Consider the following 25034-nt stretch of genomic DNA (forward strand, 5'->3'; position numbering starts at 1 on the left):
GGGCCTTAACCGTCAGGCGGTGACGCGCCCCCGGGGGGGCCGGCCCCCGGCCGGCCGCTACCGGACGGGGGCCCTTTGGTTGATTGGTCCCAATCCCAATGGGCCCGTAGAAATTCGTAGCCCCGGCCGTTGGCCGGAAACCGCGCGCAGCGCGGCCCAGGCATCCGAAGGCGGCATCATTACCGCCACCGATCATCCGTCCGGCGTTTACACGATCCGGAGCCCACGGTTGATTGACCCCAAATGGGCCCGTAAAAATTCGTAGCCCCGGCCGTTGGCCGGACACCGCGCGCAGCGCGGCCCAAGCCTCCGAAGGCGGCATCATTACCGCCACCGATCATCCGTCCGGCGTTTACACGATCCGAAGCCGCCCATCAGACGTCCATGACCCCGGCCCGAAAGGCAGCCGGCCAACGGCCGGCGCTACCGCCTCTGCGCGAACAGCCATTCCCACATCGCGGGATCCGCGTACGTCGCGTCCCAAGCGTTGTGGTTTCCCTGCGGGTATTCGGTGTAGCGCACGTCGCGGGCGCCGGCGGCATCGAACGCGGCCTTCAATTTTCTGTCGTCCTCGGGCAGCACCACATCATCCAGTGCCCCATGGAACATCCAGATCGGCGTGGCCTTGAGGCGCTCTGCGATGGCGGCATACGGGTCGGCTTCGTTTGCCACGGACTCCACGAACAATGACGCCCGCACCGCGTGCGGCGCCAGCACCGCGCCGCACACCGGCACGATGGCGGCAAACCGGTCCGGGTGCTCCAGCGCGATGTTCCAGCTGCCGTAGCCGCCCATCGACATGCCGGTCAGGTACTGGCGCGCGGGATCGGCGCCGAACTCGGCGAGGGTGGCATCCAGCGCGGCCAGCGCGATGCGGTTGTTGACGCCCGACCATTCCTGCTCGTCCGGCGCCTGCGGCAACACCACCAGCGCCGGGAAGTCGCGCGCATGGCCACGCAGGTACGGCCCCACGCCGGCGTGGGTCTGCTGGCGGCCGTCGCTGCCGCGCTCACCCGAGCCGTGCAGGAACAACACCACTGGCAGTGAACCCCGCTGGGCCTGTGCATCGCGCGGCACGAACACCTGGTAGCGCGATTCGCGCCCGTCCACCGTGACCGTGCGTTTGACGAACTGCCCGCTGTCCGATGTACGCGCCGACGCGACGCCGCTCACCGCCAGCATCGCCAGTACCACCCACCACCAACCACCCGCTCGCCGTGCCATGGCCTGTCCTTCACTGGAATCGTTTCCAGTCTAGGCGGCACAACGCTGGTGGGCATCTTGCAGTGCATCAGTCAGGGCGCGGTACCGAGGCCAGGATCTCCAGCTGTTCGATCGCCTCGGGGTGGCCCTCGGCGGCGGCGGCCTGCACCTGGGCCAGGCTGGGGTGCAGCACCAGCAGGATCGGGTTCTCGCACACCGGGCAGTCGAACTCGGCCTCGTCTTCGTGCAGCTCCATGCTCATCTGGCGCGCGCTGCCCTGCCATTCGCAGGCGGGGCAGGTGTGGTTCTGGTCGCGCCAGCCGGCAGCGAAGTAGTTGTCGAGGGTCAGGGCCATGTCGGGAAACCGGTCAGTGCAGCAGGATCAGGGTGGCCAGGCCCAGGAAGCTGAAGAAGCCCATGACGTCGGTGACCGCGGTGACCACCACGGTGCCGGCCACGGCCGGGTCCACGTTCATGCGCTTGAGCAGCAGCGGCAGCAGCACGCCGGCCAGCGCCGCGGCACAGAAGTTGATGATCAACGCCAGGGTGATCACCAGCGACAGCAGGAAACTGTGGAACCACAGGTAGGCGATGATGCCCACCACGGTGCCGATCAGGGTGCCGTTGATCAGCGCCACCCGCGATTCCTTCCACAGCAGGATGCGCGCGTTGCTCTGGCCGACCTGGCCGAGCGCGATGCCGCGCACCATCAGGGTCAGCACCTGCACCGCCGCGTTGCCGCCGACGCCGGCCACGATCGGCATCAGCACCGCCAATGCCACCACCTTCTGCAGGGTCAGCTCGAACTGGCCGATCACCGTGGCCGCCAGGAACGCGGTGCACAGGTTGATGCCCAGCCACACCACGCGGCCGCGTACGGCGCGCTTGATCGGCGAGAACAGGTCTTCCTCTTCGTCCAGGCCGGCCGCGCCCAAGGCCTGGTGCTCGGCCTGCGAACGGATGATGTCCACCACGTCATCGATGGTGATGCGGCCGAGCAGGATGTTGTTGTCGTCCACCACCGGCGCGGACACCCAGTCATGGTCGGAGAACTGCCGGGCCACTTCGTCGGCGCTCTCGCCCACGTCGATGGCCGGCTGCTCGTCGTCGATCAGCCGGTTGATCGGGGTGCTGTCCTCATGGGTCACCAGCGAGGCCAGCGACAGCCGGCCCAGGTACTGGTGGCGGCGGCTGACCACGAACAGGTGGTCGGTGTGGTCGGGCAGCTCGCCGCGCAGGCGCAGGTAGCGCAGCACCACGTCGACGTTGACGTCGGCGCGCACGGTCACCACGTCCGGGTTCATCAGGCGGCCGGCGCTGTCCTCGGGATAGGACAGCACCTGCTCGAGCCGCTCGCGGTTCTCGCGGTCCATCGACTTGAGCACTTCGTCGATGACCGTGTCGGGCAGGTCTTCGACCAGGTCGGCCAGGTCATCGATGTCCAGGTCTTCGACCGCGGCGATGATTTCGTCCGGGTCCATGTCGGCCAGCAGGCTTTCGCGCACTTCCTCACCGACGTGGACCAGCACCTCGCCATCGTCTTCCGGGTCGACCAGCCCCCACACCACTTCGCGCTTGCCCGGCGGCAGCGATTCCAGCAGGTTGCCGATCTCGGCCGGCGCCAGCGTATTGACCAGCCGGCGCACCGGACCCAGCCGCCCGCTGTCCAGTGCATCGGACAACAGTCGCAACTGGCGCGCCGTCTTGTCGTGGCGTACGGCTTCGGCCATGCACAGCTCCCGCGGCAGAAAGAAAAAAGGCCGCTATGCCAGACAGGATGCGGCAGAGGGGGTGGTCACCGCGTCATTATCGCTTGGATGGATGACAATCCGGTAGGTCAGCACGTCACGACCAACGGTCGTGACCTACCAGGCAGTTCATTGGTTCGTGTCGATCCAACGCTCGATGCCGCGCCGGTCGCGCGCGGCCAGCAGTTTTGGCGCGGCGGCCTGCAGCGCGGCGAGGTCGCTGTCGCGAACCGCGCGGCGCACCTCCAGCAGCGTGCCGGGGTGCAGGCTGAACTCGGTCAGGCCCAGCGCCAGCAGCATGCGGGTCATGCGCGGGTCGCCGGCGATCTCGCCGCATACCGCCACCGGTACGTCGTGTTCGCGGCCGGTGCGCAGGATGTGCGCCAGCAGGCGCAGCACCGCCGGGTGCAGGGGCGAATACAGCTCGCCCACCGCTTCGTTGTTGCGGTCGGCGGCGAGCAGGTACTGGACCAGGTCGTTGGTGCCGATCGACAGGAAGTCGACCAGGTCGATGAAGCTCTCCAGCGCGATCGCCGCGGCCGGTACTTCGATCATCGCCCCGAACGGGATGTGCTCGGCCACTTCGTGGCCCTCGGCGCGCAGCAGCTCGGCCTGTTTGTTCAGGCGGCGGCGCACCGCCAGCAGTTCCTCGCGGGTGCTGACCATCGGCAGCAGGATGCGCAGCTTGCCGTACGCCGAAGCACGCAGGATCGCGCGCAGCTGGGTATCGGCCACCTTCGGCCGGGCCAGCGACAGGCGCACGCCACGCAGGCCCAGCGCCGGATTCTCTTCGTTGCTCAACGTCAGGCCGGTGCGGTCGGCCTTGTCCGCGCCCAGGTCCAGGGTGCGGATGGTCACCGGCCGCCCGCTCATGCCGAGCGCGGCGTCGCGGTAGGTTTCGAACTGCTCCTGCTCGTCGGGCAGCTCATCGCGCTGCAGGAACAGGAATTCGGTGCGGTACAGGCCCAGCCCGTGCGCGCCCAGCGCATGCGCCTCGGTGACGTCTTCGCGCGATTCGGCGTTGGCCAGCAGGGCGATGTCGACGTTATCGCGGGTGCGGCTGGGTTTGCTGCGCAGGCGGCCCAGCTCGCGCTGTTCGCGGGCCTGGTCGCGCAGGCGCGCGCGGTAATCGCGCAGGTCCGGCGGCAGCGGGTTGACGGTGATCTGGCCAGTGCTGCCGTCGATGCCCAGCACGTCGCCGTCGGAGATCTTCTGCAGCAGGTTGGGAACGTTGACGATCAACGGCAGGTGCAGGCTGCGCGCCAGGATCGCGCTGTGCGAAAGCGCGCTGCCGGCGGCGGTGACGATGCCGACCACGCCGTGCGCCTGCAGCTGGGCCAGCTCGGAGGGCGCGATGTTGTCGCAGACCAGGATTTCCCCGGCCAGCCCCTTCACGTCCGGCGGGCGCTTCTGCAGGAAGGCATGGATGCGCCCGATCACATGGTCCAGGTCGTCCATGCGGCTCTTCAGGTAGGCATCGTCCATGCCATCGAAGACTTTGGCCAGGCGGTCGCGCTGCACGCGCAGCGCATAGCCGGCGCTGTACGGGCCGCTGCGGATCAGCTCATCCAGGCCAAACAGCAGTTCGGGGTCGTCAAGCAGCAGCGCATGCAGGTCGAGGAATTCGCCGGCTTCCTGGTTCAGTGCGCCCTGCAGGCGCTGGCGCAGGTCGTGCATTTCGGCGCGGGCGGCGTCCACGGCCAGGTGCAGGCGCTGCAGTTCGGCTGCCACCTGGGCCGGGGCGATGCGCTGCTCGGCCACTTCCAGTGCATGCGGCAGGCGCACCCGGGCACGGCCGAGTGCATTGCCGCGCGAGGCCCCGTGGCCGGCCAGCAGCAGGGCGCCGGACGCAGTCCGTGCCGGCGTGCTGGAACCCGGTCGCGACGGTGGCCCCGGCATGCTCAGCTGTCCTCGTCGAAGCGTCGCTCGAACAGGCCCACCACGGCTTCCATGGCGGCGGCCTCGTCCTCGCCATCGATGCGCACGGTGACCGGGGTGCCCTGGCCGGCGGCCAGCAGCATCACGCCCATGATGCTCTTGGCGTTGATCTCGCGGCCGCGCGCAATCATGGTCACGTTGCAGCGGAAGGGGGCCAGCACCTGCACCAGCTTTGCAGTGGCGCGGGCATGCAGGCCCAGGCGGTTGGATACGGTGAGTTCACGTTCAAGCATCGTCGACAATCGCTCCATTGCGAGTGCCCGCCGCCGCAGTGGCGGGCAGTTGATCCAGTCCCTGTTCCGGATAATTCATCACTCGCAACAACATCGGCAGGCTCAGCGCCGAGACCCGGCGTGCCGGGGTGCCCAGGCGGGCCAGCTGCGCTGCCAGATTGCTCGGGCTGGCGCCATACAGGTCGGTCAGGATCAAAACGCCCTCACCGCTGTCCACGCGCCGCAGGGCGGCCGAGGCGAGCGGGAGCAGGGCATCCATGTCTGCGTCGAACGGTACTTCGAAAGCTTCGGTCTTCAGCGGCAGGTGCCGCAGGAGTCGGGTCGCCACGTCCAGCAGGGACGTGCCGACGCCGGGATGCGTTACAAGGAGAATGCCACAGGTCATTGCCGAACGTTAACATCCCAACATGAATTGGGGATACACCACGGTAGCAACGGACCGTTGGTCCGTTGGCTTTGATGCTTTGGCAGGCTCAATCCAGTTCGCGATGGAACGTAGCCACTTCCGGCCAGCCCTGGTCGCGCGCGTGGCGGGCCAGGCGTTCGGCCAGGTAAACCGAACGGTGCTTGCCGCCGGTGCAGCCGAAGGCCACGGTGACGTAGCTGCGGGTGTCATTGCCCAGGCGGGGCAGCCAGGTATCGAGGAAATCGATCAGCTGGTCCACGTACTTCTGCACGTCCGGCTGGGTGTCCAGGTACTCGCGGACCGGTGCTTCGCGGCCCGACATCGGGCGCAGCTCGGGGTTCCAGTGCGGGTTGGGCAGCACCCGGGCGTCGAACACGAAGTCGGCCTCGGCCGGCACGCCACGCTTGTAGGCAAACGATTCGAACAGCAGCGAGAGCTTGTTGCCGTGGCTCAGCGCGAACTCGGTCACCACCTTGCGGCGCAGCTGGTGCACGTTGAGGGTGGTGGTGTCGATCACCGCGTCGGCGGCGCGGCGCAGCGGGGCGGTCAGCTCGCGCTCGCGTGCGATCGCTTCGGGCAGCGACAGGCCCAGCTGGCTCAGCGGGTGGCGGCGGCGGGTGTCGGCGTAGCGCTTGAGCAGGGCTTCATCGGTGGCATCGAAGAACAGCAGCTGCGCGTCCAGCCCGGCCGCCTTGGCCTCTTCGCGCCAGTGCGAGAGCTGGCTCAGGTCGCTCTGGCCGCGCACGTCGATGCCCACCGCCAGGCGGCGCGGGGCGTCGGCATCGTGCCCGGCCAGCAGGCTGCGCACGAAGTCCGGCAGCAGGTTGATCGGCAGGTTGTCCGAGCAGTAGTAGTCGAGGTCTTCGAAGGTCTTGAGCGCCACGGTCTTGCCGGAGCCGGACAGCCCGCTGACGATGATCAGGGTGGCGGCGGTGGGTTCGGCAGCGGCGTTCATGGGGTACGGCGTTCCAGCAGGTTGCTGTGGCGGGCGATGAACATCGCGGCCGGGTCGATGCCCTTGGTGCGCAGGATGTGCAGCCGGGTGGCCGCCTCGGTCAGCACCGACAGGTTGCGCCCGGGCATCACCGGCAGGGTGATCAGCGGCACGTCCAGGTCCAGCACGTGGCGGGTGCCCGAATCGCCGGTCAGGCGCTCGTAACCATGGGGGGTGGGCTCGGTCATGGGCTTGGTCAGGTGCACGATGAGCCGAAGGTACTTGTTCTTCTTTACCGCCGTGTCACCGAACATCTCGCGCACGTTGAGCACGCCCAGCCCGCGCACTTCCAGCAGGTCCTGCAGCAGTTCGGGGCAGGTGCCGTCGAGCACGTCCGGGGCGATCTGGGTGAATTCGGGGGCGTCGTCGGCCACCAGGCGGTGGCCGCGGCTGAGCAGCTCCAGCGCCAGCTCGCTCTTGCCCGAACCGGCTTCGCCGGTGATCAGCACGCCGATGGAGTAGATCTCCATGAACACGCCATGCAGGATCACCCGGGGCGCCAGGGTCCGGGCCAGGTGGTAGGACAGGTGGTTGAGCAGTTCGTGGCCGCGCTTGGGCGAGATCCACAGCGGGGTCTGCGATTCATCGGCGGCCGCGCGCAGGTCTTCCGGGCAGGGCTGGTTGCGGGTGATCACCAGCGCCAGCGGGTGCGACTGCATGATGCGCTCGATGGTTTCCCAGCGCTGGCGCGAATCCAGCGAATCCAGCCAGGACAGCTCTTCGGTGCCCAGGATCTGCACCTTGTTGGGGTAGATGGCGTTGAGGTAGCCGGCCAGCGACGGGCGCCGCGAGACGGTGTTGCCGGCCTCCAGCTCGCGCCGCTCGCCCTTCTGCCCGGCCACCCAGCGCAGGCTCAGGCGGTCACGCTGCTGTTCGAACAGTTCACGCGCGGTGATGCTGGTATTCATGCGGCGCTCGCCGGCGGGGGGAATTCGATGACCTGGCGCAGGGCCGCCGCATCGCGCGCTTCGCGCAGCGCCTGGCGGATGGCCGGCTCGGAAAACAGCTCGGCCAGCTCGGACAGCAGCATCAGGTGTTGATGGGTGTAGTGGCTGGGCACGGCGATGGCGAATACCAGGTCCACCGGTTCATCGCCGCCGAAGTCCACCGGGGTCTCCAGCCGCAGCAGCGCCCCGCGGGGGCGTTCCAGCAGCGGCGCGCGGCCGTGGGGGATGGCGATGCCGTGGCCGATGGCGGTGCTGCCTAGGGTCTCGCGCTCGCGCAGGTTCGTGTAGAGCAGCTCGGCATTGGCTTCGCGGCAGGCCAGCAGCCGGGCGGCTGCCTTCAGCACACTGTCGCGATCGGCGGCCGGCAGCACCTGGGTGCGCACGGCCGCCAGTAGATCAGTCAAAGGCATGGAAAGGGGGAGCGGGGGCGTCAGACGCCATTGTCACCCAACGGAGCCGGAACCGGGGCATGCAGGTGCTTTTTCTCCTTGTGCTTGATCACCAGCTGGTCGAGCTTGTCGGCCAGGATGTCGATGGCGGCATACATGGTCTGGCCGTCGGCCTTGGCATGCAGCGCTTTTCCGGCGAGGGTCACGTCGGCGTCCACGTGATGCTGGGTCTTGTCCAGCTTGAGCGTCACCCGGATCTGGCAGTGCTGGTCGAAGTGTTTGCCAACCCGGCCAACCTTCTCGTTCACATAGCTCTGCAGGGCAGGGGTGACTTCCACGTTGTTGCCATACGTCTGAATTTCCATCGGTGCTTCTCCTCTTCGGATGTGCCAATGAACCTTCCCGCCCGGCGCGGTGGAGCGTCAGGCGATGCGTACTCGTTCGTGCGAGGCGGAAATGTTCATGGCCTCACGATACTTCGCCACGGTGCGGCGCGCCACCGGTATTCCGGAGGTCTTGAGCAGGTCAGCCAGCTTGGCGTCAGAAAGCGGCTTGCGCGGGTTCTCGTCGTCGATCAGGCGCCGGATCATGGCCTGGATGGCGGTGCTGGAGGCCTCGCCGCCGCTGTCGGTATCGATCCCCGAGGCGAAGAAGGCGCGCAGCGCCAGGGTCCCGCGCGGGGTGCGCACGTACTTGCGGGCAATGGCCCGGGAAATGGTCGATTCGTGCAGGCCCAGCTCCCCGGCCACCTCGCGCAGGGTCAGCGGGCGCAGGGCCTGGGCACCGAATTCCAGGAAGGCGGCCTGCTGCTGCAGCAGGCAGCGCATGACCCGCAGCAGGGTCTCGCCGCGCGCCTCCAGCCCCTTGAGCAGCCAGCGCGCCTCCTGCAGGTGGGTGCGCAGGTAGCCGGCGTCGCTTTCGCCACAGCGGCGGATCATCTGTTCATAGCCGCGGTGGATGACCACCTTGGGCCCGGCATGGCCGGCCAGGGCGGCCCGCCAGCTGCCGTTCTGGCGCCAGACCACGCAGTCGGGCACCACGTAGCTGTCGTGGGCCAGCTCGCCGATCTGCGTGCCCGGGCGCGGGTCCAGCGAGCGCAGCAGCTGCACGGCGGTGTCCACCGCCTCCACCGGCTCGCGCAGTTCATGGGCAATGCCGGCCACGCCGCTGCGCGGCAGGCGCTCCAGCGGGCCGTCGGCAATGCGCCGGGCCAGGGCCAGGCCGGGGGTCTGCGGGTCCAGCACGTCCAGCTGCAGCTGCAGGCATTCGCCCAGGCTGCGCGCGCCGACCCCGATCGGGTCGAAGCGCTGGATCTGGTGCAGGACGGTGAGGATCTCGGCTTCATCGGCATGAATGGCCGGGAGCAGGGTTTCGGCGATGGCCGACAGCGGCTCGCGCAGGTAGCCGTCGTCCTCGAACGCGTCGATCAGCGCGGCGCCGATGCTGCGGTCGCGCCGCGACAGGTGCGACAGGTGCAGCTGCCAGAGCAGGTGGTCGGCCAGGCTTTCGGTCTCGGCCACGCGCTCAGCGGCGCTGCCGTTGTCGTCATCGTCGAATGAACCGCCGCTGCTGCCGCTGCTCCAGTCGCCTTCGCCGGGCGACCAGTCATCAGCCCCGGAAGGCACGGCATCGCTGTCGCCGCCATTGTCGCGTTCGGCTACTTCTGGCGGCCGCTCATCGCTGTCCGGCGCGGCATCCAGGGTGGGTTCGGCGTTTTCGGCCCAGTCCAGCAGCGGGTTGGTTTCCACCGCCTCGGCGATTTCCAGCTCCAGTTCGGCGCTGGACATCTGCAACAGCTTGATGGCCTGACGCAGCTGCGGCGTCATGACCAGTTGTTGTCCCAGCGATGTCTGCAGCCGTGCTTTCATGCCTGTGCCGAACGGAGGGAAGGCGCTGCAGCGGCCGGCGGTCAGAGCTTGAAGGTCTCTCCAAGGTACACGCGGCGGACGTCTGCGTTTTCCAGGATCGCGTCTGGTGCCCCCTGCGCCAGCACGCTGCCTTCGTTGAGGATATACGCGCGGTCGCAGATTCCCAAGGTTTCGCGCACATTGTGGTCGGTGATCAGTACCCCGATGCCACGCTGCTTGAGGTGGGTGACGATGCGCTGGATCTCGCCGACCGAGATCGGGTCGACGCCGGCGAACGGCTCGTCGAGCAGGATCAGACGCGGCTTGGCGGCCAGCGCACGGGCGATTTCGCAGCGGCGGCGCTCGCCGCCGGACAGGCTGGCGCCCAGCTGGTCGGCCACGTGGTTGATCTGCAGCTCGTCCAGCAGCGAATTCAGCTCCTTCTCGCGGCCGGCCTTGTCCAGGTCCTCGCGCAGCTCCAGCACCAGGCGCAGGTTGTCGGCCACGGTCAGCTTGCGGAACACCGACGGTTCCTGCGGCAGGTAGCCCACGCCCTGCTTGGCGCGGGTGTACATGGGGTCGGCGGTGATGTCCTTGCCGTCCAGCACGATGCTGCCGGCGTCGGCCTCGACCAGGCCGACGATCATGTAGAAGCAGGTGGTCTTGCCGGCGCCGTTGGGGCCGAGCAGGCCGACCACTTCACCGGCATCCAGGGTCAAGCCGAATTCCTTGACTACTTCGCGCTGCTTGTAGCGCTTGCGCAGGCCTTTGGCGACGAGCATTACTTCTTGCTCCCAGCGGTGGGGACGGTGGCCTTGGCCGGGGCAGCCGCCGGCTTGGCGGCCGGGGCGGCACCCTTGTTCTTGGGCGGGATGACGGTGCGCACGCGGCCCTTGTCGCCGCCGCCGCCGCTGTTCATCTCACCGGTCCGGGTGTTGTAGATCATGTGCTGGCCGCTGTTGGTGCCCTGCGCGCTTTCGACCTTGTAGTTGCCGGTCAGGGTGATGATCTCGCCCTTGATGTCGTAGTCGATCTTGTCGGCGCGGGCATTCATCCAGGTGCCGTCATCCAGCTGCTGCTTCAGCGTGGCCTGCTTGCCGGTGAAAATCGCGCGCACCGCTTCGCCGTCCTTCATGTGGACGTCGGCCTGGGCGGCGCGGATCTCCAGGGTGCCCTGGGTGATGACCACGTTGTTGGACAGCTTGATGACGCCATCGCCGAGGAACGACCCGGACTGCGCACCGGACTCGATGGTCATTTCCTGGTCGCGGTCCGAGCTCTTCGCCTGCACGGCGACGGCGGGAGCCATCAGGCTGAGGGCGAAAACAGCGGCGTAGAGAATCTTCATGACGTGGGGCTTTCCTGCCGGATTCGGGGGAACGGTCAATGCCGTGGTGGGAGTATCGCTGCGGATCATTGACGGGGCGTGTAACGCGTCTTGACCTGGCTCAGGAACTGGTAGGTCTTGTCGCTGGAATTGAGTGCAAAGCCGACGCCGGACTGGACCATGCCCGGTCGGGTCAGGGTCACCAGCCCGTCCGACGTGGCCCGGTTTTCCTTGGGGAACACGTCCAGCTGCTCGGTGCGGAAAGTGGTGGGCGGGATGGTCGGCACGCGCGGGCTGTCGCCACTGACGTTGCCGGTCAGGCGCAGCTTGTCGCCGGTGGCGCTGACCCAGCCGGTGTCGCTGCGCAGTTCCCAGTGGTTGCCGTCGCGGTCGGGCAGCAGGAACAGCGGGGTCTGGATGGTCATGGTTTCGTCGCTGCGGGTGCGCTCAAGCAGCGGCGCGCGCAACGTGGTCGACTCATGGCCCTCTTCGTCCAGCGCGATGATCTGGAAATCGTGCAGCACGTAATCCTTGCTGGCATCGTCGCCCACCGCGAGCGGCGCCTTGTCGCGGTCGCGCAGCAGCGACCAGCCGCTCAGCAGCGCGGCGACCAGCAGCAGGGCACCCAGTCCGGTCCGCCAGCTCATGCGCCGAACCTCGCCAGCACCGCGTCCACGTGGCCCTGCGCGGCCAGCAGCACGTCGCACAGCTCGCGGGCGGCGCCCCGGCCGCCATCGGCGCGGGTCTGCCAGTGCACGCGCTCGGCGATCCAGGGGTGGGCGTTGGCCGGCGCCACCGCCAGCCCGACCGCGCACAGGGGGGCCAGGTCGGGCAGGTCATCGCCCATGAAGGCCACCTGGTCCAGGCCGATACCGTGCTGTTCGCACAGGGCGCGCACGCTGGCCAGCTTGTCGCCGACCGCGATCTGGGTGTCGATGCCCAGGTCCGCGCCACGCTTCTGCGCCGACAGGCTGTTGCGCGCGGTGATCAGCACGGGGTGGATGCCGTGCTGCTGCAGCAGTTTCAGGCCAAGTCCGTCCTGCACGTAATACGCCTTGCTCTCGTTGCCATCACGGTCGTAGTAGAGCCGACCGTCGGTGAGTGTGCCGTCCACGTCGAAACAGGCCAGCCGGATACGGCCGGCAACGGCATGCAGGTGGGACGGGAAACCGGGCAGCGGGGAGTAGGGCATCAGGAGCGCAGGTCAGCTGAATGGAGGAGTGTCACTGTGGTTTAAACCACCCGGGCCCGCAACAGGTCATGAATGTTGAGGGCGCCAACCGCGCGGCCCTCGCCATCGACCACGATCAGGCCGTTGATCTGCTGGGTTTCCATGACCCTGGCCGCTTCCACGGCCAACTGGTCGGCGCCGATGGTACGCGGGGTGCGGGTCATCACATCGACAATGCGCGCGCTGCGCACGTCCAGGTCGCTGTCCAGGGCGCGGCGCAGGTCGCCGTCGGTGAACAGGCCCACCAGACGCTGGTCGCCATCGACCACGGCGGTCATGCCCAGCCGCTTGCGGCTCATTTCCACCAGCGCCTCGCTCAGGCTGGCGTTCTCGCCTACCTGGGGCAGCTCGTCGCCGCTGTGCATGACATCGGTGATGTGCAGCAGCAGGCGCCGGCCCAGGCTGCCGGCCGGGTGCGAGCGGGCGAAGTCGTCGGCGGTGAAGCCGCGCGCGTCCAGCAGGGCCACCGCCAGCGCATCGCCCATCGCCAGCGAGGCGGTGGTGCTGGAGGTCGGGGCCAGGGCCAGCGGGCAGGCTTCGGCCGGCACGCTCACGTCCAGGTGCACGTCGGCGGCCAGCGCCAGCGAGGAGCCGGGGCGGCCGGTCATGGCGATCAGCCGGTTGCCCTGGCGCTTGAGCACCGGCAGCAGCATGAGTACTTCATCGGATTCGCCCGAATAGGACAGGGCCAGCACCACGTCTGCCTCGGTAATCATGCCCAGGTCGCCGTGGCCGGCTTCACCGGGGTGCACATAGAACGCCGGGGTGCCGGTGGAGGCCAGCGTGGCGGCGATCTTGCGGGCCACATGGCCGGACTTGCCCATGCCGGTGGCGACCACCCGGCCGCGGCTTTCCAGCACCAGCTGGCAGGCCTGGCTGAACCCGTCGCCCAGGCGTTCGGCTACTGCCGCAAGGGCATCGCGCTCGATCTCGAACACGCGCCGGCCGCTGGCAACCAGCGCGGCCGGGTCGGCGGATGAGGGGGGCAGGGGCGATACAGCCATGCGGGCGCCACGCGGAAGAGTAGAATGAGCGCACATTTTATTAGGAAAGCCCGTTGGACGCCGAGACCATCCGCAAATTGATCGAAGACGGCCTGCCGGGCGCCCGCGCGGACGTGCAGGGCGATGACGGCGTGCATTTCGAGGCCACCGTGGTTTCCGACGCCTTTGCCGGCAAAATGCCGCTGGCGCGCCACCGGATGGTCTATGCCACCCTGGGCGATCTGATGGGCGGGGCGATCCATGCGCTGGCGCTGAAGACCGTTACCCAGGCCGAAGCCAGTCGGTAAGCCGACCAACGGTCGGCTTCTACCGAACACCTTTTTCTCCTTATTTCCCGGATTCCATGGCCAAGATCGTAGTGACCGGCGGCAAGCCGCTGCACGGTGAAGTGAACATTTCCGGCGCCAAGAACGCCGTCCTCCCCATCCTGTGCGCCACCCTGCTGGCCGATGCACAGGTGGAAATCACCAACGTGCCGCACCTGCACGACGTGGTGACCACGGTGAAGCTGCTCAGCGAGCTGGGTGCCAAGGTCACCATCGACCAGGGCACGCTGTCGCGCGGCAGCGCGATCGTGGTCGACCCGCGCCCGGTCAACCAGCATGTGGCCCCGTATGAGCTGGTGCGCACCATGCGCGCCTCGATCCTGGTGCTGGGCCCGCTGCTGGCCCGCTTCGGTGCGGCCGAAGTGTCGCTGCCCGGCGGCTGCGCGATCGGTTCGCGCCCGGTCGACCAGCACATCAAGGGCCTGCAGGCGCTGGGTGCGGAGATCGTGGTCGAGAACGGCTTCATCAAGGCCCACGCCAAGCGCCTGAAGGGCGCGCACTTCACCTTCGACATGGTGAGCGTGACCGGCACCGAGAACGTGCTGATGGCCGCCGTGCTGGCCGAAGGCACCACGGTGCTGGACAACGCCGCGATGGAGCCGGAAGTCACCGACCTGGCGCACTGCCTGATCGCGCTGGGCGCGAAGATCGAAGGCCTGGGCACCGCCCGGCTGGTGATCGAGGGCGTCGAGCGCCTGTCCGGCGGCCGCCATGAAGTGCTGCCCGACCGCATCGAAACCGGCACCTTCCTGGTGGCCGCGGCGATGACCGGCGGCAAGGTCACGGTCAACCGTGCCCGCCCGAACACGATGGATGCGGTGCTGGCCAAGCTGGTCGAAGCCGGTGCGAAGATCGACACCACCGACGACAGCATCACCCTGGACATGCAGGGCAAGCGCCCGCGCGCGGTCAACCTGACCACCGCGGTGTACCCGGCGTTCCCCACCGACATGCAGGCGCAGTTCATGGCGCTCAACTGCGTGGCCGACGGCGTGGGCGTGATCAATGAAACGATCTTCGAGAACCGTTTCATGCACGTCAACGAACTGCTGCGCCTGGGCGCGGACATCCAGGTCGAAGGCCACACCGCGATCGTGCGCGGTTCGGAACAGCTGAGCGGCGCGCCGGTGATGGCCACCGACCTGCGCGCGTCGGCCTCGCTGATCCTGGCCGGGCTGATGGCCGAAGGTGATACCACCATCGACCGCATCTACCACCTGGACCGCGGCTACGAGAACATCGAAGAGAAGCTGTCGTCGCTAGGCGCAACGATCCGGCGCGTCGCATGATCCTGCGCGGCCAGTTCACCCGCCGCCGCAAGGCGCTGCTGATCCTGGTGCTGGTGGTGCTGGGCTGGCTGGGCTACGCCTGGTATGCCGACATCGCCATTACCCAGGGGCTGGAACAGCAGGACATGGACTGGAACGGCGATGGCACGGTCAGCCGCACCGAGGTGCTGCAGGCGTTCTACGCCGTGGGCGTGACCACGACGGTGGAAGGCAACCGCCATTGCCGTTCGTTCTACTGGCGCAAGACCGGCGAGCAGATCCGCGTGGACTGCAAGACGGTGTTCCAGGCCGAAACGCCCGCGAAATAAAAAAAGCCCGCAGTCGCGGGCTTTTTTTTCGTATCGACCAACGGTCGATACCTACCTCCGATGCCACCGGCATGTATCGATGCCATCGGTAGTTACCGACCGTTGGTCGGTACCCGTGGAATCACTTGAACGACTTGATGGTCAGGTCCAGCGCGTCCTTGCCACCTTCGCGCTGCAGCAGCCGCGCCGGCACCGGGAAGTCCTTGACCACCCAGGCAATCAGTTCCTTGTTGCCGTCCACGCGCGCGACCTTGGTGGCGTCGTAGGCCTTGCCGCCCACGTTGACCTGTTCCTTGCCCACCACTTTGTAGGTCATCGGCTTGACCCGGCCTTCGTCGACCATGCGGTAGGTCAGCGGCTTGCCGGCGGCCAGGTCACGGGCGATGGCCAGGTTGATCAGCAGGGCATCCATGTCGCCGGCCTTGAGCGCCACCGGGCCGGCCCGCTCGGGCTTGATGTCGCCGGTCCAGGTCGCCTGGTTCTTGGTCCAGTCGTAATTGGCCTGCACGTTGCGCTTCTTCACCAGCAGCACCGAGCTGTCCTTGCTGCTGAGCGGGCGCAGGCGACCGTTGGCTTCTTCGAACACGGTGTTCTGGCTGAGCGTGGCCATCGGGCTGCGCACGTCCAGGCTGTACTTCCACGTGTTGCCGTCGGCCTTGGCCAGGGTCATGGTGCCCGGGGCCTGCACACCCATGTAGTTGGCCTGGTACTGCGCGGTGAACGGCTCCATCGCCATCGCCGGCAGGCTGATGACGGCCAGGGCGCCGGCGGCGATCCAGGTCAGCGGGCGGGTCGGAATGCTCATGCTCAAACTCCTTGGTATTCGATCAGGCGCAGGTCGATCCGATCCTGACCGTCTTCGCGTTGCAGGATGCGCACCGGGGTGGGAACCCCGTTGGCGATCCAGAGGATGGTTTCATCGTTGCCGCCGTTGGTGCGATACACCCGCAGCGCGTTGTAGGAAAGCTCGCCCACCTGGACGTTTTCGGTGTCCGGTGCGGCCTGGTAGTCATGCTGGCGCACCCGGCCCATATCCGCATAACGGTAATGCATCTGCCCGCCCGGGCGCGCATCGCGCATGATCGCAAGATTCAGCAGCAGCGCGCTCTGGTCGCCCGGCTGCAGCGGAACCGGCTGGGTGCGCTCCTTTTTCAGGTCGCCCACCCACTGTGCGGTACCGGCCTTCCAGTCGTAGGTACCGGTGACCTTCTTGCCCAGGAACAGGCCCTTGCGCACGGTCGCCTGGCTCAGCGGCACGTAGGTGGCGCCGTGTTTCTCGAACACGGTGCTCTGTTCAATGTTCAGGCCCAGCACGCTGGCAAAGCCGCGCCGGCCCACCACCTGCATGTCCACGCGCCACTGGTCGCCCCCGGTATGGGTGACGCGCATGGTCGCATCGCCGGCTTCCTTGCCCTTGTACAGGGCCTGGTAGGTGGCGGTGAACGGCTCCAGCGGCGGTGCCTCCCAGCTACTGGGCGGCGGCAGCACCGGCAGTTCCGGCGGGGCGGGTTCCTGCGCCTGCGCGATCGCCACCGTGCACAGCAGGGAGGCGAGCAGCACCAGCGGTTTGGACAGAGTCGTTTTCATGCGCGCGCGGAAGCGGGGGAAGGGGGAGGATGCCAGCGCCCGGGTCAGCGGCGCGTGTGCGCCGCAGTCAGGGGGTCAGCTGTCCGGCGCAATCTAGGCGCAGGGGACTGAACAGGGGGTGGCCGTCAACCTCCAGCTGACCGTCGCGTTCAGTTACGCGGCCGCCCACCAGCCACTGCAGGCTGGCGATCAGCAGCGGGTGCTCCACTGCCAGCACGCGCTGGGCCAGCTGTTCGGGGCTGTCGCCGGGCAGGACCGGCACCCGCGCCTGGGCCAGTACCGTGCCCGCATCCAGTTCGGGCACCACGAAGTGCACGCTGGCCCCGGCTTCGGCGTCGCCGGCCTCCAGCGCGCGGGCGTGGGTGTGCAGCCCCTTGTAAAGCGGCAGCAGCGACGGATGGATGTTGACCAGCCGGCCGGCAAAACGCTGCACGAAGGCTTCGCCCAGGATGCGCATGTAACCGGCGCAGACCACCCAGTCCGGGGCGAAGGCTGCAAGCGCATCGCCAAGCGCGGCATCGAACGCGGCGCGGTCGGTGAAGTCCTTGGGCGAGCGCGCCCAGCGCTGCCCGGGTGCGACCTTCTGCAGGGCCGAGGCGTCGGGCTTGTCCGACAGCACCGCCACCACCTCGGCGTCGAGCGTGCCGGCGGCGATCGCATCGACGATCGCCTGCAGGTTGCTGCCACGGCCGGAGGCCAGCACCGCGATGCGGCTGGGTGAAGTCATTTCAGTACGTTCCGCTTGAGCAGGGGCCAGGTCAGCAGCGCGCCTACCGTCGCCAGCAGCATGTCTGCATGGGCATCCCACATATCGCCCTGCTGGCCGTTGTACGACTCGGCCGCTTCGGGCGACAACAACAGGGCGATGCCCCATTCAAACCATTCATAGACCAGGCTCGAACACATCACCGCCATCACCGCCAGCGCGAAGGCCTGGCCGATACGCAGTGCCGGCCAGGCATGCCGCGCCAGCTGGGTCAGCGCCGGGGTGAAGCAGACGCCGTACAGCAGGTGGATCAGGCGGTCGAAGTGGTTGCGCTCCCAGCCAAAGGCCGCGTTCGGCGACCAGTGCACCGCCGCCTGCAGCCATGCGTCATACGGAACGTTGGAATACAGCCAGCGCGCGGCGATGCAGTGGATGGCGATGAAGCCGCAGATGGCCGCGAACGCGCCGCTGCCCAGCGTCCAGCGCCGGTCCACCCACCACAAGGCAACCAGCCCGATCACGGTGAGGCTGCTGTGCAGCCCTTGTTCGAGCGGCCACAGGGGCTGGATCCAGGTCAGTACGAATACCGCGAGCACGCAGGCGAACGCGACCTTCTTGGCCGGCGCCATGCGCTGCGCACGGGCCAGGCCAGACACGGGCAGGGCGCTGCCGTCGCTCATGCCGCGACCGTACCGTCTGAAGCGCTGAAGCTGGCCACCACTTCCGGGCGCAACAGCACGATCAGGGCGTACACGCCCAGCGCGATGCCGAGCGCGCCGGCCAGGCAAGCCGCACCGGCGGCGATCTTGCACAGCTTGTGCGAACGACGCTCGGCCATGCGCCGCGCGCCGAGGATGTTCAAGGTGCCCAGCCCGGCGAAGATCGCGCCGGCCCCGACCATGATCGCCGCCAGCAGGGCCGGTTGGGCGTTGGGATTGGCGCTGTTGCTTTCGCTGATGTAGCCACCGGCGGCACCCAGCACCAGGATCGGCACCAACAGCAGTTCCAGCACGCCCAGGATGTAGAACAGGATCTTCAGCGTATGCAGGTGCGAGGCGACCTGATGCGGTGTCCAGCCGCGCGGAAAGTCCAGCGGCGGGGGCGTGGAAGACATCGGTGAACCTCAGGAGTAGTGGGTGGGGCTGGGGGCGTCGAATGCGGCCTTGACCGCCGGTCGCAGCAGCACGATCAGGGTGAACACCCCCAGCACCGTGCCCAGCGGCATGCACATGCACGACAGCGCGGCCACCACCAGGCACAGCGTATGCCGACGCTGGCGGGCCAGGCAGCGCCCCGCGTACGCCATGAAGCCGGCCAGGGTCAGCCCGCACAGGATCACGAACGATCCGATACCGATGAACATCCAGCCGAACAGCCGGGTCTCGGCGGGCGATGCTGGCCCGCCGTTGCTCTCCATGGGCATCGCACCCATCAGGGTAGCGACGCCAATTCCCACATGGATCAGCGGGAACAGCGAGAAGAGCGCGGTCAAACCGGCCACGACGTAATGGAAGATCGACAGCAGCCTCAGGTGCGAGGCGTCTTCCAGTGACAGCGCAGGGGCGGGAGGGAGCGGTGCGTCCATGCAGGTCTCCTTGGCGGGTCAGCCGATCCGCACGCGTTCGGTGCCGTCGGCCGCGGTGACCTTGCCGATGGTCCACTGCGCCAGGCCCTGGGCCTCGACGGCGGCGGTCACGCTGGCCACCTGGTCCGCGGCGACGATCAGCACGAAGCCGATGCCGCAGTTGAAGGTGCGCCACATTTCGCTGTCGGCCAGCGCGCCTTCGCGCTGCAGCCACTGGAACACCGGCGGCAGGGTCCAGGACGAGGCATCGATGTCCAGGCCCAGGCCCTCGGGCACCACGCGGATGATGTTCTCGGTCAGGCCGCCACCGGTGATGTGGGCCATGCCATGGATGGCCGCGCCGTGGCTCTTGAGCAGGGCCAGGATCGGCTTCACGTACAGGCGGGTCGGCGCCATCAGCGCATCGACCAGCTTGACTCCGCCTTCCAGCTCCAGGTCGGCCGGGCGGCCGGCGCGGTCGTAGATGCGGCGGACCAGCGAATAGCCGTTGGAATGCGGGCCGGAAGAGGCGATGCCGATCAGCACGTCGCCTTCAGCGACGCTGGCGCCGTCCTTCAGCTCGCTCTTTTCCACGCCGGCCACGGTGAAGCCAGCCAGGTCGTACTCGCCCGGGGCGTACATGTCGGGCATTTCAGCGGTTTCGCCGCCGATCAGTGCGCAGCCGGCCTCGGTGCAGCCGTTGGCGATGCCGCCCACGACCGCCGCGGCGGTGTCGATGTCCAGCTTGCCGGTGGCGAAATAGTCCAGGAAGAACAGCGGCTCGGCGCCCTGCACCAGCACGTCGTTCACGCACATGGCGACCAGGTCGATGCCGATCGTGTCGTGGCGGCCCAGCTGTTGTGCCAGCTTCAGCTTCGTGCCAACGCCGTCCGTACCCGACACCAGCACCGGCTCGCGGTACTTGCTGGACAGGTCGAACAGGGCCCCGAACCCACCCAGGCCACCCATCACCTCGGGCCGGAAGCTGCGCTTCACCAGCGGTTTGATGCGCTCGACCAGTTCATTGCCCGCGTCGATGTCGACGCCGGCGTCGCGGTAGGTCAGGGGGGAGGGGTTGGACGGGGAATTGGTCACGGGCGTCGGCGCTGCGCTGGGGTGAAAGCGGGATTTTAACAGGCCACGTTGGCGCGCAGGCCCTATTCGGGCAACAATTCCCCCCGGATACGCTCAATGGAAGTCCTGATGCGCCGCAGCCTCTTTGTAATGATGTTCCTCGCGCTGTGCCTGCCGGTGGCCACGATGGCCCAGAGCGGCCTGCGTACCGAAGGCGACGTGGCCACGGCCAGCGGGGCCTACGAGGCCGAAGTGCCGGTCAACAGCCAGGGCGAGTCCGACCGCAACGGGGCCCTGGCCCGCGCGCTGGGCAACGTGCTGACCAAGCTGTCGGGCGACCGCAGCGTGCTGTCCCGCCCGGGCGTGATGCAGGCCCTGCGCGATGCGAAGAACTACGTGGCCAGCTATGACTACCGCCAGGACCAGAGCACCTCGGCCAGCGGCGCCCCCAGCTACCGCACCATGCTGGTGGCCCGGTTCCGCCAGGACGACGTGGACGGCCTGATTTCGGCGCTGGGCCTGCCGCTGTGGCCGCAGCCGCGGCCCAAGCCGGTGGTCTGGCTGGCCATCGATGACGGGACCGGCCCGCGGTTGGTCACCGTGCAGCAGGCCAATGCGGCCCGCCCGTTGCTGAACCGGGCCATCGAGCGCGGCTTCAAGCTCGGCCTGCCCACCGGCAGTGCCGCCGAGCAGGCCGTGGTCGGCTCGATCTGGCGCCAGGACACCGCCGCCGTGGCCCGTGCCTCCTCGCGCTATGCCCCGCCGATGCAGCTGGTCGGCAAGCTCTACCGTGATGCCACCGGCGGCTGGGTGGCCGACTGGGTGTTCGTGGATGGCGGCAAGGAGCTGAACAAGTGGACGGTCAAGGACAGCGATGCCCGCCGTGCGATGTCCAGCGGCGCCGACGGCGCGGCTGACGCGCTGGTCAAGCGCTACGCCAAGGCCGGTGCGGCCACCGGCGCGGCCGGCACCTACACCATCGCCGTGATCGGGATCGACAGCGCCGAGGACTACATGCGCCTGGCCGCCGGCCTGCGCGAGAACCCGGTGGTGCGCAACATCACCCCGCTGCGCGCCTCGGGCAACCGCCTGGAGCTGTCGCTGGAGATGACGGCCGGCCTGGCCGGGCTGAACCGCATGCTGGGCGACAACGGGGTGATCGTGCCGCTGGCCCCGCTGCCGGTGCCGATCGACGAGGATGCCGCGCCCGGCACCCCGCCGCCGCCCGCCAGCAACGAGTACCGCCTGCGATGATCCTCACCCCGGAAGCCGAAATCGCGCAGTTCCTGCGCCGCATCAAGTACATCCTGTTCGCGCTGGCGGTGGGTTGGGTGGTGTGGCTGCTGGCTCCGATCCTGACCCCGTTCGTGCTCGCCCTGGCGCTGGCCTGGCTGGGCGACCCGCTGGTGGACCGGATAGAGGCCAACGGCCGCTCGCGCAACACCGGCGTGGTGCTGGTGTTCGTGGCGATGGTGCTGGTGATCACCGCCGCGCTGCTGATCCTGGTGCCGATGATCGAACGCCAGATTTCCACCCTGATCGCGGCCATTCCGCAGGCCCAGCAGTGGCTGATGGAGAAGGGCATTCCGTGGTTCGAGCAAAAGACCGGCATGGAAATCATGCCGTGGCTGGAGCCGGACCGCCTGATCGACTGGGTGCGCAGCCATTGGGAACAGGCCGGCGGCTTCGCCAAGACCTTCTTCGGCTACGTCTCGCGCTCTGGCTTTGCGATGGTGACCTGGGTGGTCAACATCCTGTTGCTGCCGATCCTGGCGTTCTACTTCCTGCGCGACTGGGACAAGCTGGTCGAGCGCGTCGCCTCGACCATCCCGCGCAACCACGTGGGCACCATCACCAAGCTGGCGCGTGAATCCAACGAAGTGCTGGGCGCGTTCATCCGCGGCCAGTTCCTGGTGATGGTCGCGCTGGGCCTGATCTACGCCATCGGCCTGTCGCTGGTGGGCCTGAAGCTGGGTCTGTTGATCGGCCTGATCGCCGGCCTGATCAGCTTCATTCCGTACCTGGGCGCCACCACCGGCATCGTCCTGGCGGTGCTGGCCGCGCTGGTGCAGGCACAGGGCTTCGACCTGAAGCTGCTGCTCCTGGTCGGCGTGGTGTTCACCGTGGGCCAGCTGCTGGAAAGCTACGTACTCACCCCGCGCATCGTCGGCGACAAGATCGGCCTGCACCCGGTGGCGGTGATCTTCGCGGTGATGGCCGGTGGCCAGCTGTTCGGCTTCCTGGGCATGCTGCTGGCGCTGCCGGTGGCGGCGGTCAGCAATGTGCTGCTGCGCTATGCGCACCTGCGCTACCGCGAGAGCGAACTGTATGCCGGCGAGAAGACCGCGATCGTGCTGGATTCGTACATCGACAAGCCGACCCTGATCGTCGATGCACCGAAGGGCCCGGACCTGAAGTGAGCGTAGTGCCGCAGCTGCCGCTTGCCCTGCGCTACCCGCAGGACGAGCGGCTGGAAACCTTCATCGGCGCGCCGGATGGTGCGCTGGCGCAGCTGCGCGCCATCGCCGTGGGTGAGGACCAGCACTGGGTGTACCTGGAAGGAGCGGCCGGCACCGGCAAGACCCACCAGGCGCTGGCGATGTGCTCGCTGGCCGAACAGGCCGGGCGGCAGCCGACCTACCTGCCGCTGAAGGCGGTGGTGGGGCGCACCCGCGCTGCGCTGGAATCGCTGGAAGGCCGCGACCTGGTGGCGCTGGATGGGCTGGATGCAGTGGCCGGCAACCGCGATGACGAAGTAGCGTTGTTCGATTTCCACAACCGCGCGCGCAGTGCGGGCATCACCTTGATGTACACCGCGCAGCACGCGCCGGACCAGCTGGGCCTGGTGCTGCCGGACCTGCGCTCGCGCCTGCAGCAGTGCGTGCGCGTGGTGCTGCAGCCGTTGGATGATGAAGGCCGCGCGGCCGTGCTGCGTGAGCGCGCGGCGCGGCGGGGGTTGTCGATTGATGAGGCCGCTATTGAGTGGTTGTTGACCCGCACCGGGCGCGAGCTGGGCAGCCTGGTGAGCCTGCTGGACTGGCTGGACCGGGAGTCGCTGGCCGCGCAGCGGCGCATTACCGTGCCGTTTCTGCGGCAGGTGGTGGAAGAGGGTTCTCACCGGTTGTAAAGCCACGCAGGGCGTGGCTCTACGCCAGGGTTGCGTCCAGGTCTGCCAGGCGTTCTGGTGTGCCTACGTCGGTCCACTTTCCTTGATGGTGTTGCCCGGTTATGCGGCCGTTTGCCATCGCGTGGCGCATCAGGGGTGCGAGACCAAACTGCGGCGGCGTTGCTGCTGCGCCTTCGGTGTTGCCGATCACGCTGCGCCATCCATCGAGAATCGAAGGGCGGAATGCCCCCACACCCGCATACGTCAGCCGAGATGCATCGCCTTCATCACTGACCGTGCCATCCGCGCGCAGGATGAAGTCCCCGCGCGGGTGCTGCACCGGGTTGTCGACCAGCACCAGGTGCGCATCGCCCTGCGGCTGCCGTGGCAACGTGCTGAATTCCACATCGGTCCACACATCGCCGTTGACCACCAGGAAGGGCGCATCGCCGAGCAGCGGCAGCGCATTGAGGATGCCGCCACCGGTCTCCAGCGGCACCGCGCCTTCGTCGATGAAGTGCAGGCGCAGGCCCCAGCGTCCGCCATCGCCCAGCGCGGGTTCGAACTGGTCGCCCAGCCACGAGGTGTTGATCACCACCTCGTTGAAACCGGCCGCCGCCAACCGTTCCAGGTGCCACACGATCAGCGGTTTGCCACCGGCCACCAGCAGCGGCTTGGGCGTGGTGAGCGTGAGCGGGCGCATGCGCTCGCCCTTGCCGGCGCTGAAGATGATCGCCTTCATGCGCGGCTGGACACCGGCAACGCCAGCGCGGCCATCGCCGGCTTGATCCGTTCCTGCAGCAGGGTGTTCAACCCGGCCAGTTCCGGATGGCGCGGCAGCACTTCATCCAGGTAGCGGATGAAGCGCGGCGCGTCGGCGAAATAGTGGCCCTTGCCGTCGCGGTCGCGCAGGCGCACGAACAGGCCCAGGATCTTCAGGTGGCGCTGCACGCCCATCCAGTCGGCATCACGCAGGAACTGCGGCCACGGCCGTACCGGCAGTCCCGCCGCCTGCGCCTGCGCGTGGTAGCGCGCCAGCCAGGCATCCACGCGCTCCAGCGGCCAGCTCAGGAACGCATCCTTGAACAGGCTCACCGGGTCGTAGGCGATCGGTCCGCGCACCAGGTCCTGGAAATCCAGCACGGCCGGGCCCGGTTCGGTCGGCATCAGGTTGCGCGGCATGAAGTCGCGGTGGGTGAGCACCTGCGGCTGCTGCAACGCGTTGTCCATCAGCCGGCGATGGGCGAGCTGCAGTGTTTCCAGTTCGCCGCAGTCCAGCTCCAGGCCCAGGTGGCGCTGCAGGAACCATTCGTCGAACAGCCCGGCGTCGCGCTGCAGCAGCGCTTCGCCGAACGCACCCATGCCCTCGGGCACCGGGATCTGCTGCAGGCGGATCAGCTGCGCGAAGGCGGCATCGAACCACGCGTCGGCGTTGGCGTCATCGATATGCCGGGCCAGGGTCGGGCCGCCGAGATCTTCCAGCAGCAGGAAACCCTGCTCCTCGTCGCGGGCCAGCACGCGCGGCACGCGCACGCCGTTGGGTTCCAGCAGGTCATGCATGCGCAGCCACGGGCGCACGTCTTCCAGGCCGGGCGGCGAATCCATCACGATGTGGCTGCCGTGCACGCTGGTGGCGCGCCAGTAGCTGCGGAAGCCGGCGTCCACCGACGCGCGGTCCAGGTGCAGGTCGGGGTCGCCCAGCGCGGCGCAGGTCCACTGCCGGCGAAGCTCGGCGCGCAGCGGGTCGGAAGCAGGATCGTTCATGGACAGGTACGTCGAAGCGGCGCCCTGCGGCGCTCGGGAAGAA

The 25034-nt window shown here is 68.0% G+C and carries 31 protein-coding genes; 6 read left to right on the forward strand and 25 right to left on the reverse strand.

Annotated features, from left to right (window positions below):
* Positions 1-423: 423 nt before the first annotated feature.
* The 16 genes from QMX79_RS08140 to QMX79_RS08215 form a co-directional block, all read right to left on the reverse strand.
* Positions 424-1224 carry a prolyl oligopeptidase family serine peptidase gene (locus QMX79_RS08140; RefSeq protein ID WP_282246182.1) on the reverse strand — a complete coding sequence of 267 codons (801 nt, stop codon included), beginning with the start codon at positions 1222-1224 and terminating at the stop codon, positions 424-426.
* A 67-nt stretch (positions 1225-1291) separates the two neighbouring features.
* Positions 1292-1558 carry a hypothetical protein gene (locus QMX79_RS08145; RefSeq protein ID WP_282246184.1) on the reverse strand — a complete coding sequence of 89 codons (267 nt, stop codon included), beginning with the start codon at positions 1556-1558 and terminating at the stop codon, positions 1292-1294.
* Between the two features lie 13 nt (positions 1559-1571).
* The gene (gene mgtE / locus QMX79_RS08150) at positions 1572-2933 is read right to left on the reverse strand and encodes a magnesium transporter (protein WP_068849782.1); all 1362 of its coding nucleotides are present in this window, start codon (positions 2931-2933) and stop codon (positions 1572-1574) included.
* A 147-nt stretch (positions 2934-3080) separates the two neighbouring features.
* Positions 3081-4850, reverse strand: coding sequence for a phosphoenolpyruvate--protein phosphotransferase (gene ptsP / locus QMX79_RS08155; RefSeq protein WP_282246195.1), 1770 nt, complete (start codon positions 4848-4850; stop codon positions 3081-3083).
* A gap of 2 nt (positions 4851-4852) precedes the next feature.
* Positions 4853-5122: an HPr family phosphocarrier protein gene (locus QMX79_RS08160; RefSeq protein ID WP_282246197.1), complete on the reverse strand. Its 270-nt coding sequence runs from the start codon at positions 5120-5122 to the stop codon at positions 4853-4855.
* Positions 5115-5507 (reverse strand): PTS fructose IIA subunit family protein, encoded by a 393-nt coding sequence (locus QMX79_RS08165; RefSeq protein WP_068849788.1) that lies wholly within the window; start codon positions 5505-5507, stop codon positions 5115-5117. Before QMX79_RS08165 ends, QMX79_RS08160 begins: the two co-directional genes overlap by 8 nt.
* 88 nt (positions 5508-5595) lie before the next feature.
* Positions 5596-6483, reverse strand: coding sequence for an RNase adapter RapZ (rapZ, locus tag QMX79_RS08170; protein WP_282246200.1), 888 nt, complete (start codon positions 6481-6483; stop codon positions 5596-5598).
* On the reverse strand, positions 6480-7430 hold the full coding sequence (gene hprK, locus QMX79_RS08175; RefSeq protein ID WP_068849794.1) for an HPr(Ser) kinase/phosphatase: 951 nt from the start codon (positions 7428-7430) through the stop codon (positions 6480-6482). Before hprK ends, rapZ begins: the two co-directional genes overlap by 4 nt.
* On the reverse strand, positions 7427-7879 hold the full coding sequence (locus QMX79_RS08180) for a PTS sugar transporter subunit IIA (protein ID WP_282246203.1): 453 nt from the start codon (positions 7877-7879) through the stop codon (positions 7427-7429). Before QMX79_RS08180 ends, hprK begins: the two co-directional genes overlap by 4 nt.
* Before the next feature lie 20 nt (positions 7880-7899).
* Positions 7900-8223 (reverse strand): ribosome-associated translation inhibitor RaiA, encoded by a 324-nt coding sequence (gene raiA / locus QMX79_RS08185; protein WP_282246205.1) that lies wholly within the window; start codon positions 8221-8223, stop codon positions 7900-7902.
* A gap of 57 nt (positions 8224-8280) precedes the next feature.
* Positions 8281-9726 carry an RNA polymerase factor sigma-54 gene (locus QMX79_RS08190; RefSeq protein ID WP_282246207.1) on the reverse strand — a complete coding sequence of 482 codons (1446 nt, stop codon included), beginning with the start codon at positions 9724-9726 and terminating at the stop codon, positions 8281-8283.
* Positions 9727-9767: 41 nt separating this feature from the next.
* A complete protein-coding gene (lptB, locus tag QMX79_RS08195; RefSeq protein WP_282246209.1) occupies positions 9768-10487 on the reverse strand; it encodes an LPS export ABC transporter ATP-binding protein in 720 nt (239 codons plus the stop codon).
* Entirely contained in the window at positions 10487-11053 is a 567-nt protein-coding gene (gene lptA, locus QMX79_RS08200) for a lipopolysaccharide transport periplasmic protein LptA (RefSeq protein WP_282246211.1), read from the reverse strand. Before lptA ends, lptB begins: the two co-directional genes overlap by 1 nt.
* Positions 11054-11118: 65 nt before the next feature.
* Positions 11119-11679 carry an LPS export ABC transporter periplasmic protein LptC gene (gene lptC / locus QMX79_RS08205; RefSeq protein WP_282246212.1) on the reverse strand — a complete coding sequence of 187 codons (561 nt, stop codon included), beginning with the start codon at positions 11677-11679 and terminating at the stop codon, positions 11119-11121.
* Positions 11676-12224 (reverse strand): HAD hydrolase family protein, encoded by a 549-nt coding sequence (locus QMX79_RS08210; RefSeq protein ID WP_282246214.1) that lies wholly within the window; start codon positions 12222-12224, stop codon positions 11676-11678. The genes lptC and QMX79_RS08210 overlap by 4 nt, the downstream gene beginning before the upstream one ends.
* 41 nt (positions 12225-12265) lie before the next feature.
* The gene (locus tag QMX79_RS08215) at positions 12266-13267 is read right to left on the reverse strand and encodes a KpsF/GutQ family sugar-phosphate isomerase (RefSeq protein WP_282246216.1); all 1002 of its coding nucleotides are present in this window, start codon (positions 13265-13267) and stop codon (positions 12266-12268) included.
* A gap of 53 nt (positions 13268-13320) precedes the next feature.
* Here QMX79_RS08215 and QMX79_RS08220 point away from each other — a divergent pair, with 53 nt between their 5' ends.
* Genes QMX79_RS08220 through QMX79_RS08230 form a run of 3 tightly spaced genes read left to right on the forward strand, consistent with a single transcriptional unit; the run spans position 13321 to position 15190 of the window.
* Positions 13321-13554 (forward strand): BolA family protein, encoded by a 234-nt coding sequence (locus QMX79_RS08220; RefSeq protein ID WP_282246218.1) that lies wholly within the window; start codon positions 13321-13323, stop codon positions 13552-13554.
* 56 nt (positions 13555-13610) lie between these two features.
* Positions 13611-14882 carry a UDP-N-acetylglucosamine 1-carboxyvinyltransferase gene (gene murA, locus QMX79_RS08225; RefSeq protein WP_282246220.1) on the forward strand — a complete coding sequence of 424 codons (1272 nt, stop codon included), beginning with the start codon at positions 13611-13613 and terminating at the stop codon, positions 14880-14882.
* Positions 14879-15190 (forward strand): hypothetical protein, encoded by a 312-nt coding sequence (locus tag QMX79_RS08230; RefSeq protein ID WP_068849825.1) that lies wholly within the window; start codon positions 14879-14881, stop codon positions 15188-15190. Before murA ends, QMX79_RS08230 begins: the two co-directional genes overlap by 4 nt.
* Before the next feature lie 121 nt (positions 15191-15311).
* Here the strand turns inward: QMX79_RS08230 and QMX79_RS08235 are convergent, their stop codons facing one another.
* The 7 genes from QMX79_RS08235 to purM form a co-directional block, all read right to left on the reverse strand.
* Positions 15312-15995 carry a DUF3108 domain-containing protein gene (locus tag QMX79_RS08235; protein ID WP_282246222.1) on the reverse strand — a complete coding sequence of 228 codons (684 nt, stop codon included), beginning with the start codon at positions 15993-15995 and terminating at the stop codon, positions 15312-15314.
* A gap of 2 nt (positions 15996-15997) precedes the next feature.
* Positions 15998-16777, reverse strand: coding sequence for a DUF3108 domain-containing protein (locus QMX79_RS08240; protein WP_282246224.1), 780 nt, complete (start codon positions 16775-16777; stop codon positions 15998-16000).
* A gap of 67 nt (positions 16778-16844) precedes the next feature.
* Complete coding sequence (gene purN / locus QMX79_RS08245) at positions 16845-17504, reverse strand: phosphoribosylglycinamide formyltransferase (protein ID WP_282246225.1); 660 nt, start codon at positions 17502-17504, stop codon at positions 16845-16847.
* Positions 17501-18112, reverse strand: a complete 612-nt coding sequence (locus QMX79_RS08250) for a DUF2238 domain-containing protein (RefSeq protein WP_282246265.1) — start codon at positions 18110-18112, stop codon at positions 17501-17503. The genes purN and QMX79_RS08250 overlap by 4 nt, the downstream gene beginning before the upstream one ends.
* A gap of 47 nt (positions 18113-18159) precedes the next feature.
* Complete coding sequence (locus QMX79_RS08255) at positions 18160-18597, reverse strand: hypothetical protein (protein WP_282246227.1); 438 nt, start codon at positions 18595-18597, stop codon at positions 18160-18162.
* A 9-nt stretch (positions 18598-18606) separates the two neighbouring features.
* Entirely contained in the window at positions 18607-19068 is a 462-nt protein-coding gene (locus QMX79_RS08260) for a hypothetical protein (RefSeq protein ID WP_282246229.1), read from the reverse strand.
* 18 nt (positions 19069-19086) lie between these two features.
* Positions 19087-20112 (reverse strand): phosphoribosylformylglycinamidine cyclo-ligase, encoded by a 1026-nt coding sequence (gene purM / locus QMX79_RS08265; RefSeq protein ID WP_282246267.1) that lies wholly within the window; start codon positions 20110-20112, stop codon positions 19087-19089.
* A gap of 138 nt (positions 20113-20250) precedes the next feature.
* On the opposite strand from purM, the gene QMX79_RS08270 reads away from it, so the two are divergent.
* Genes QMX79_RS08270 through hda form a run of 3 tightly spaced genes read left to right on the forward strand, consistent with a single transcriptional unit; the run spans position 20251 to position 23248 of the window.
* Positions 20251-21375, forward strand: coding sequence for a DUF2066 domain-containing protein (locus tag QMX79_RS08270; protein ID WP_282246231.1), 1125 nt, complete (start codon positions 20251-20253; stop codon positions 21373-21375).
* Positions 21372-22541 (forward strand): AI-2E family transporter, encoded by a 1170-nt coding sequence (locus QMX79_RS08275; protein WP_282246233.1) that lies wholly within the window; start codon positions 21372-21374, stop codon positions 22539-22541. The genes QMX79_RS08270 and QMX79_RS08275 overlap by 4 nt, the downstream gene beginning before the upstream one ends.
* Positions 22538-23248, forward strand: coding sequence for a DnaA regulatory inactivator Hda (hda, locus tag QMX79_RS08280; protein WP_282246235.1), 711 nt, complete (start codon positions 22538-22540; stop codon positions 23246-23248). The genes QMX79_RS08275 and hda overlap by 4 nt, the downstream gene beginning before the upstream one ends.
* A 19-nt stretch (positions 23249-23267) precedes the next feature.
* Here hda and murU read toward each other — a convergent pair whose 3' ends face one another.
* Together murU and QMX79_RS08290 are read right to left on the reverse strand one after the other, a co-directional pair.
* Positions 23268-23969 carry an N-acetylmuramate alpha-1-phosphate uridylyltransferase MurU gene (gene murU, locus QMX79_RS08285; protein ID WP_282246237.1) on the reverse strand — a complete coding sequence of 234 codons (702 nt, stop codon included), beginning with the start codon at positions 23967-23969 and terminating at the stop codon, positions 23268-23270.
* Positions 23966-24991, reverse strand: a complete 1026-nt coding sequence (locus tag QMX79_RS08290; protein ID WP_282246240.1) for a phosphotransferase — start codon at positions 24989-24991, stop codon at positions 23966-23968. Before QMX79_RS08290 ends, murU begins: the two co-directional genes overlap by 4 nt.
* Positions 24992-25034: the final 43 nt, after the last annotated feature.

Source organism: Stenotrophomonas sp. PS02300, from assembly GCF_029959395.1.
Taxonomy (GTDB): Bacteria; Pseudomonadota; Gammaproteobacteria; order Xanthomonadales; family Xanthomonadaceae; genus Stenotrophomonas; species Stenotrophomonas maltophilia_AD.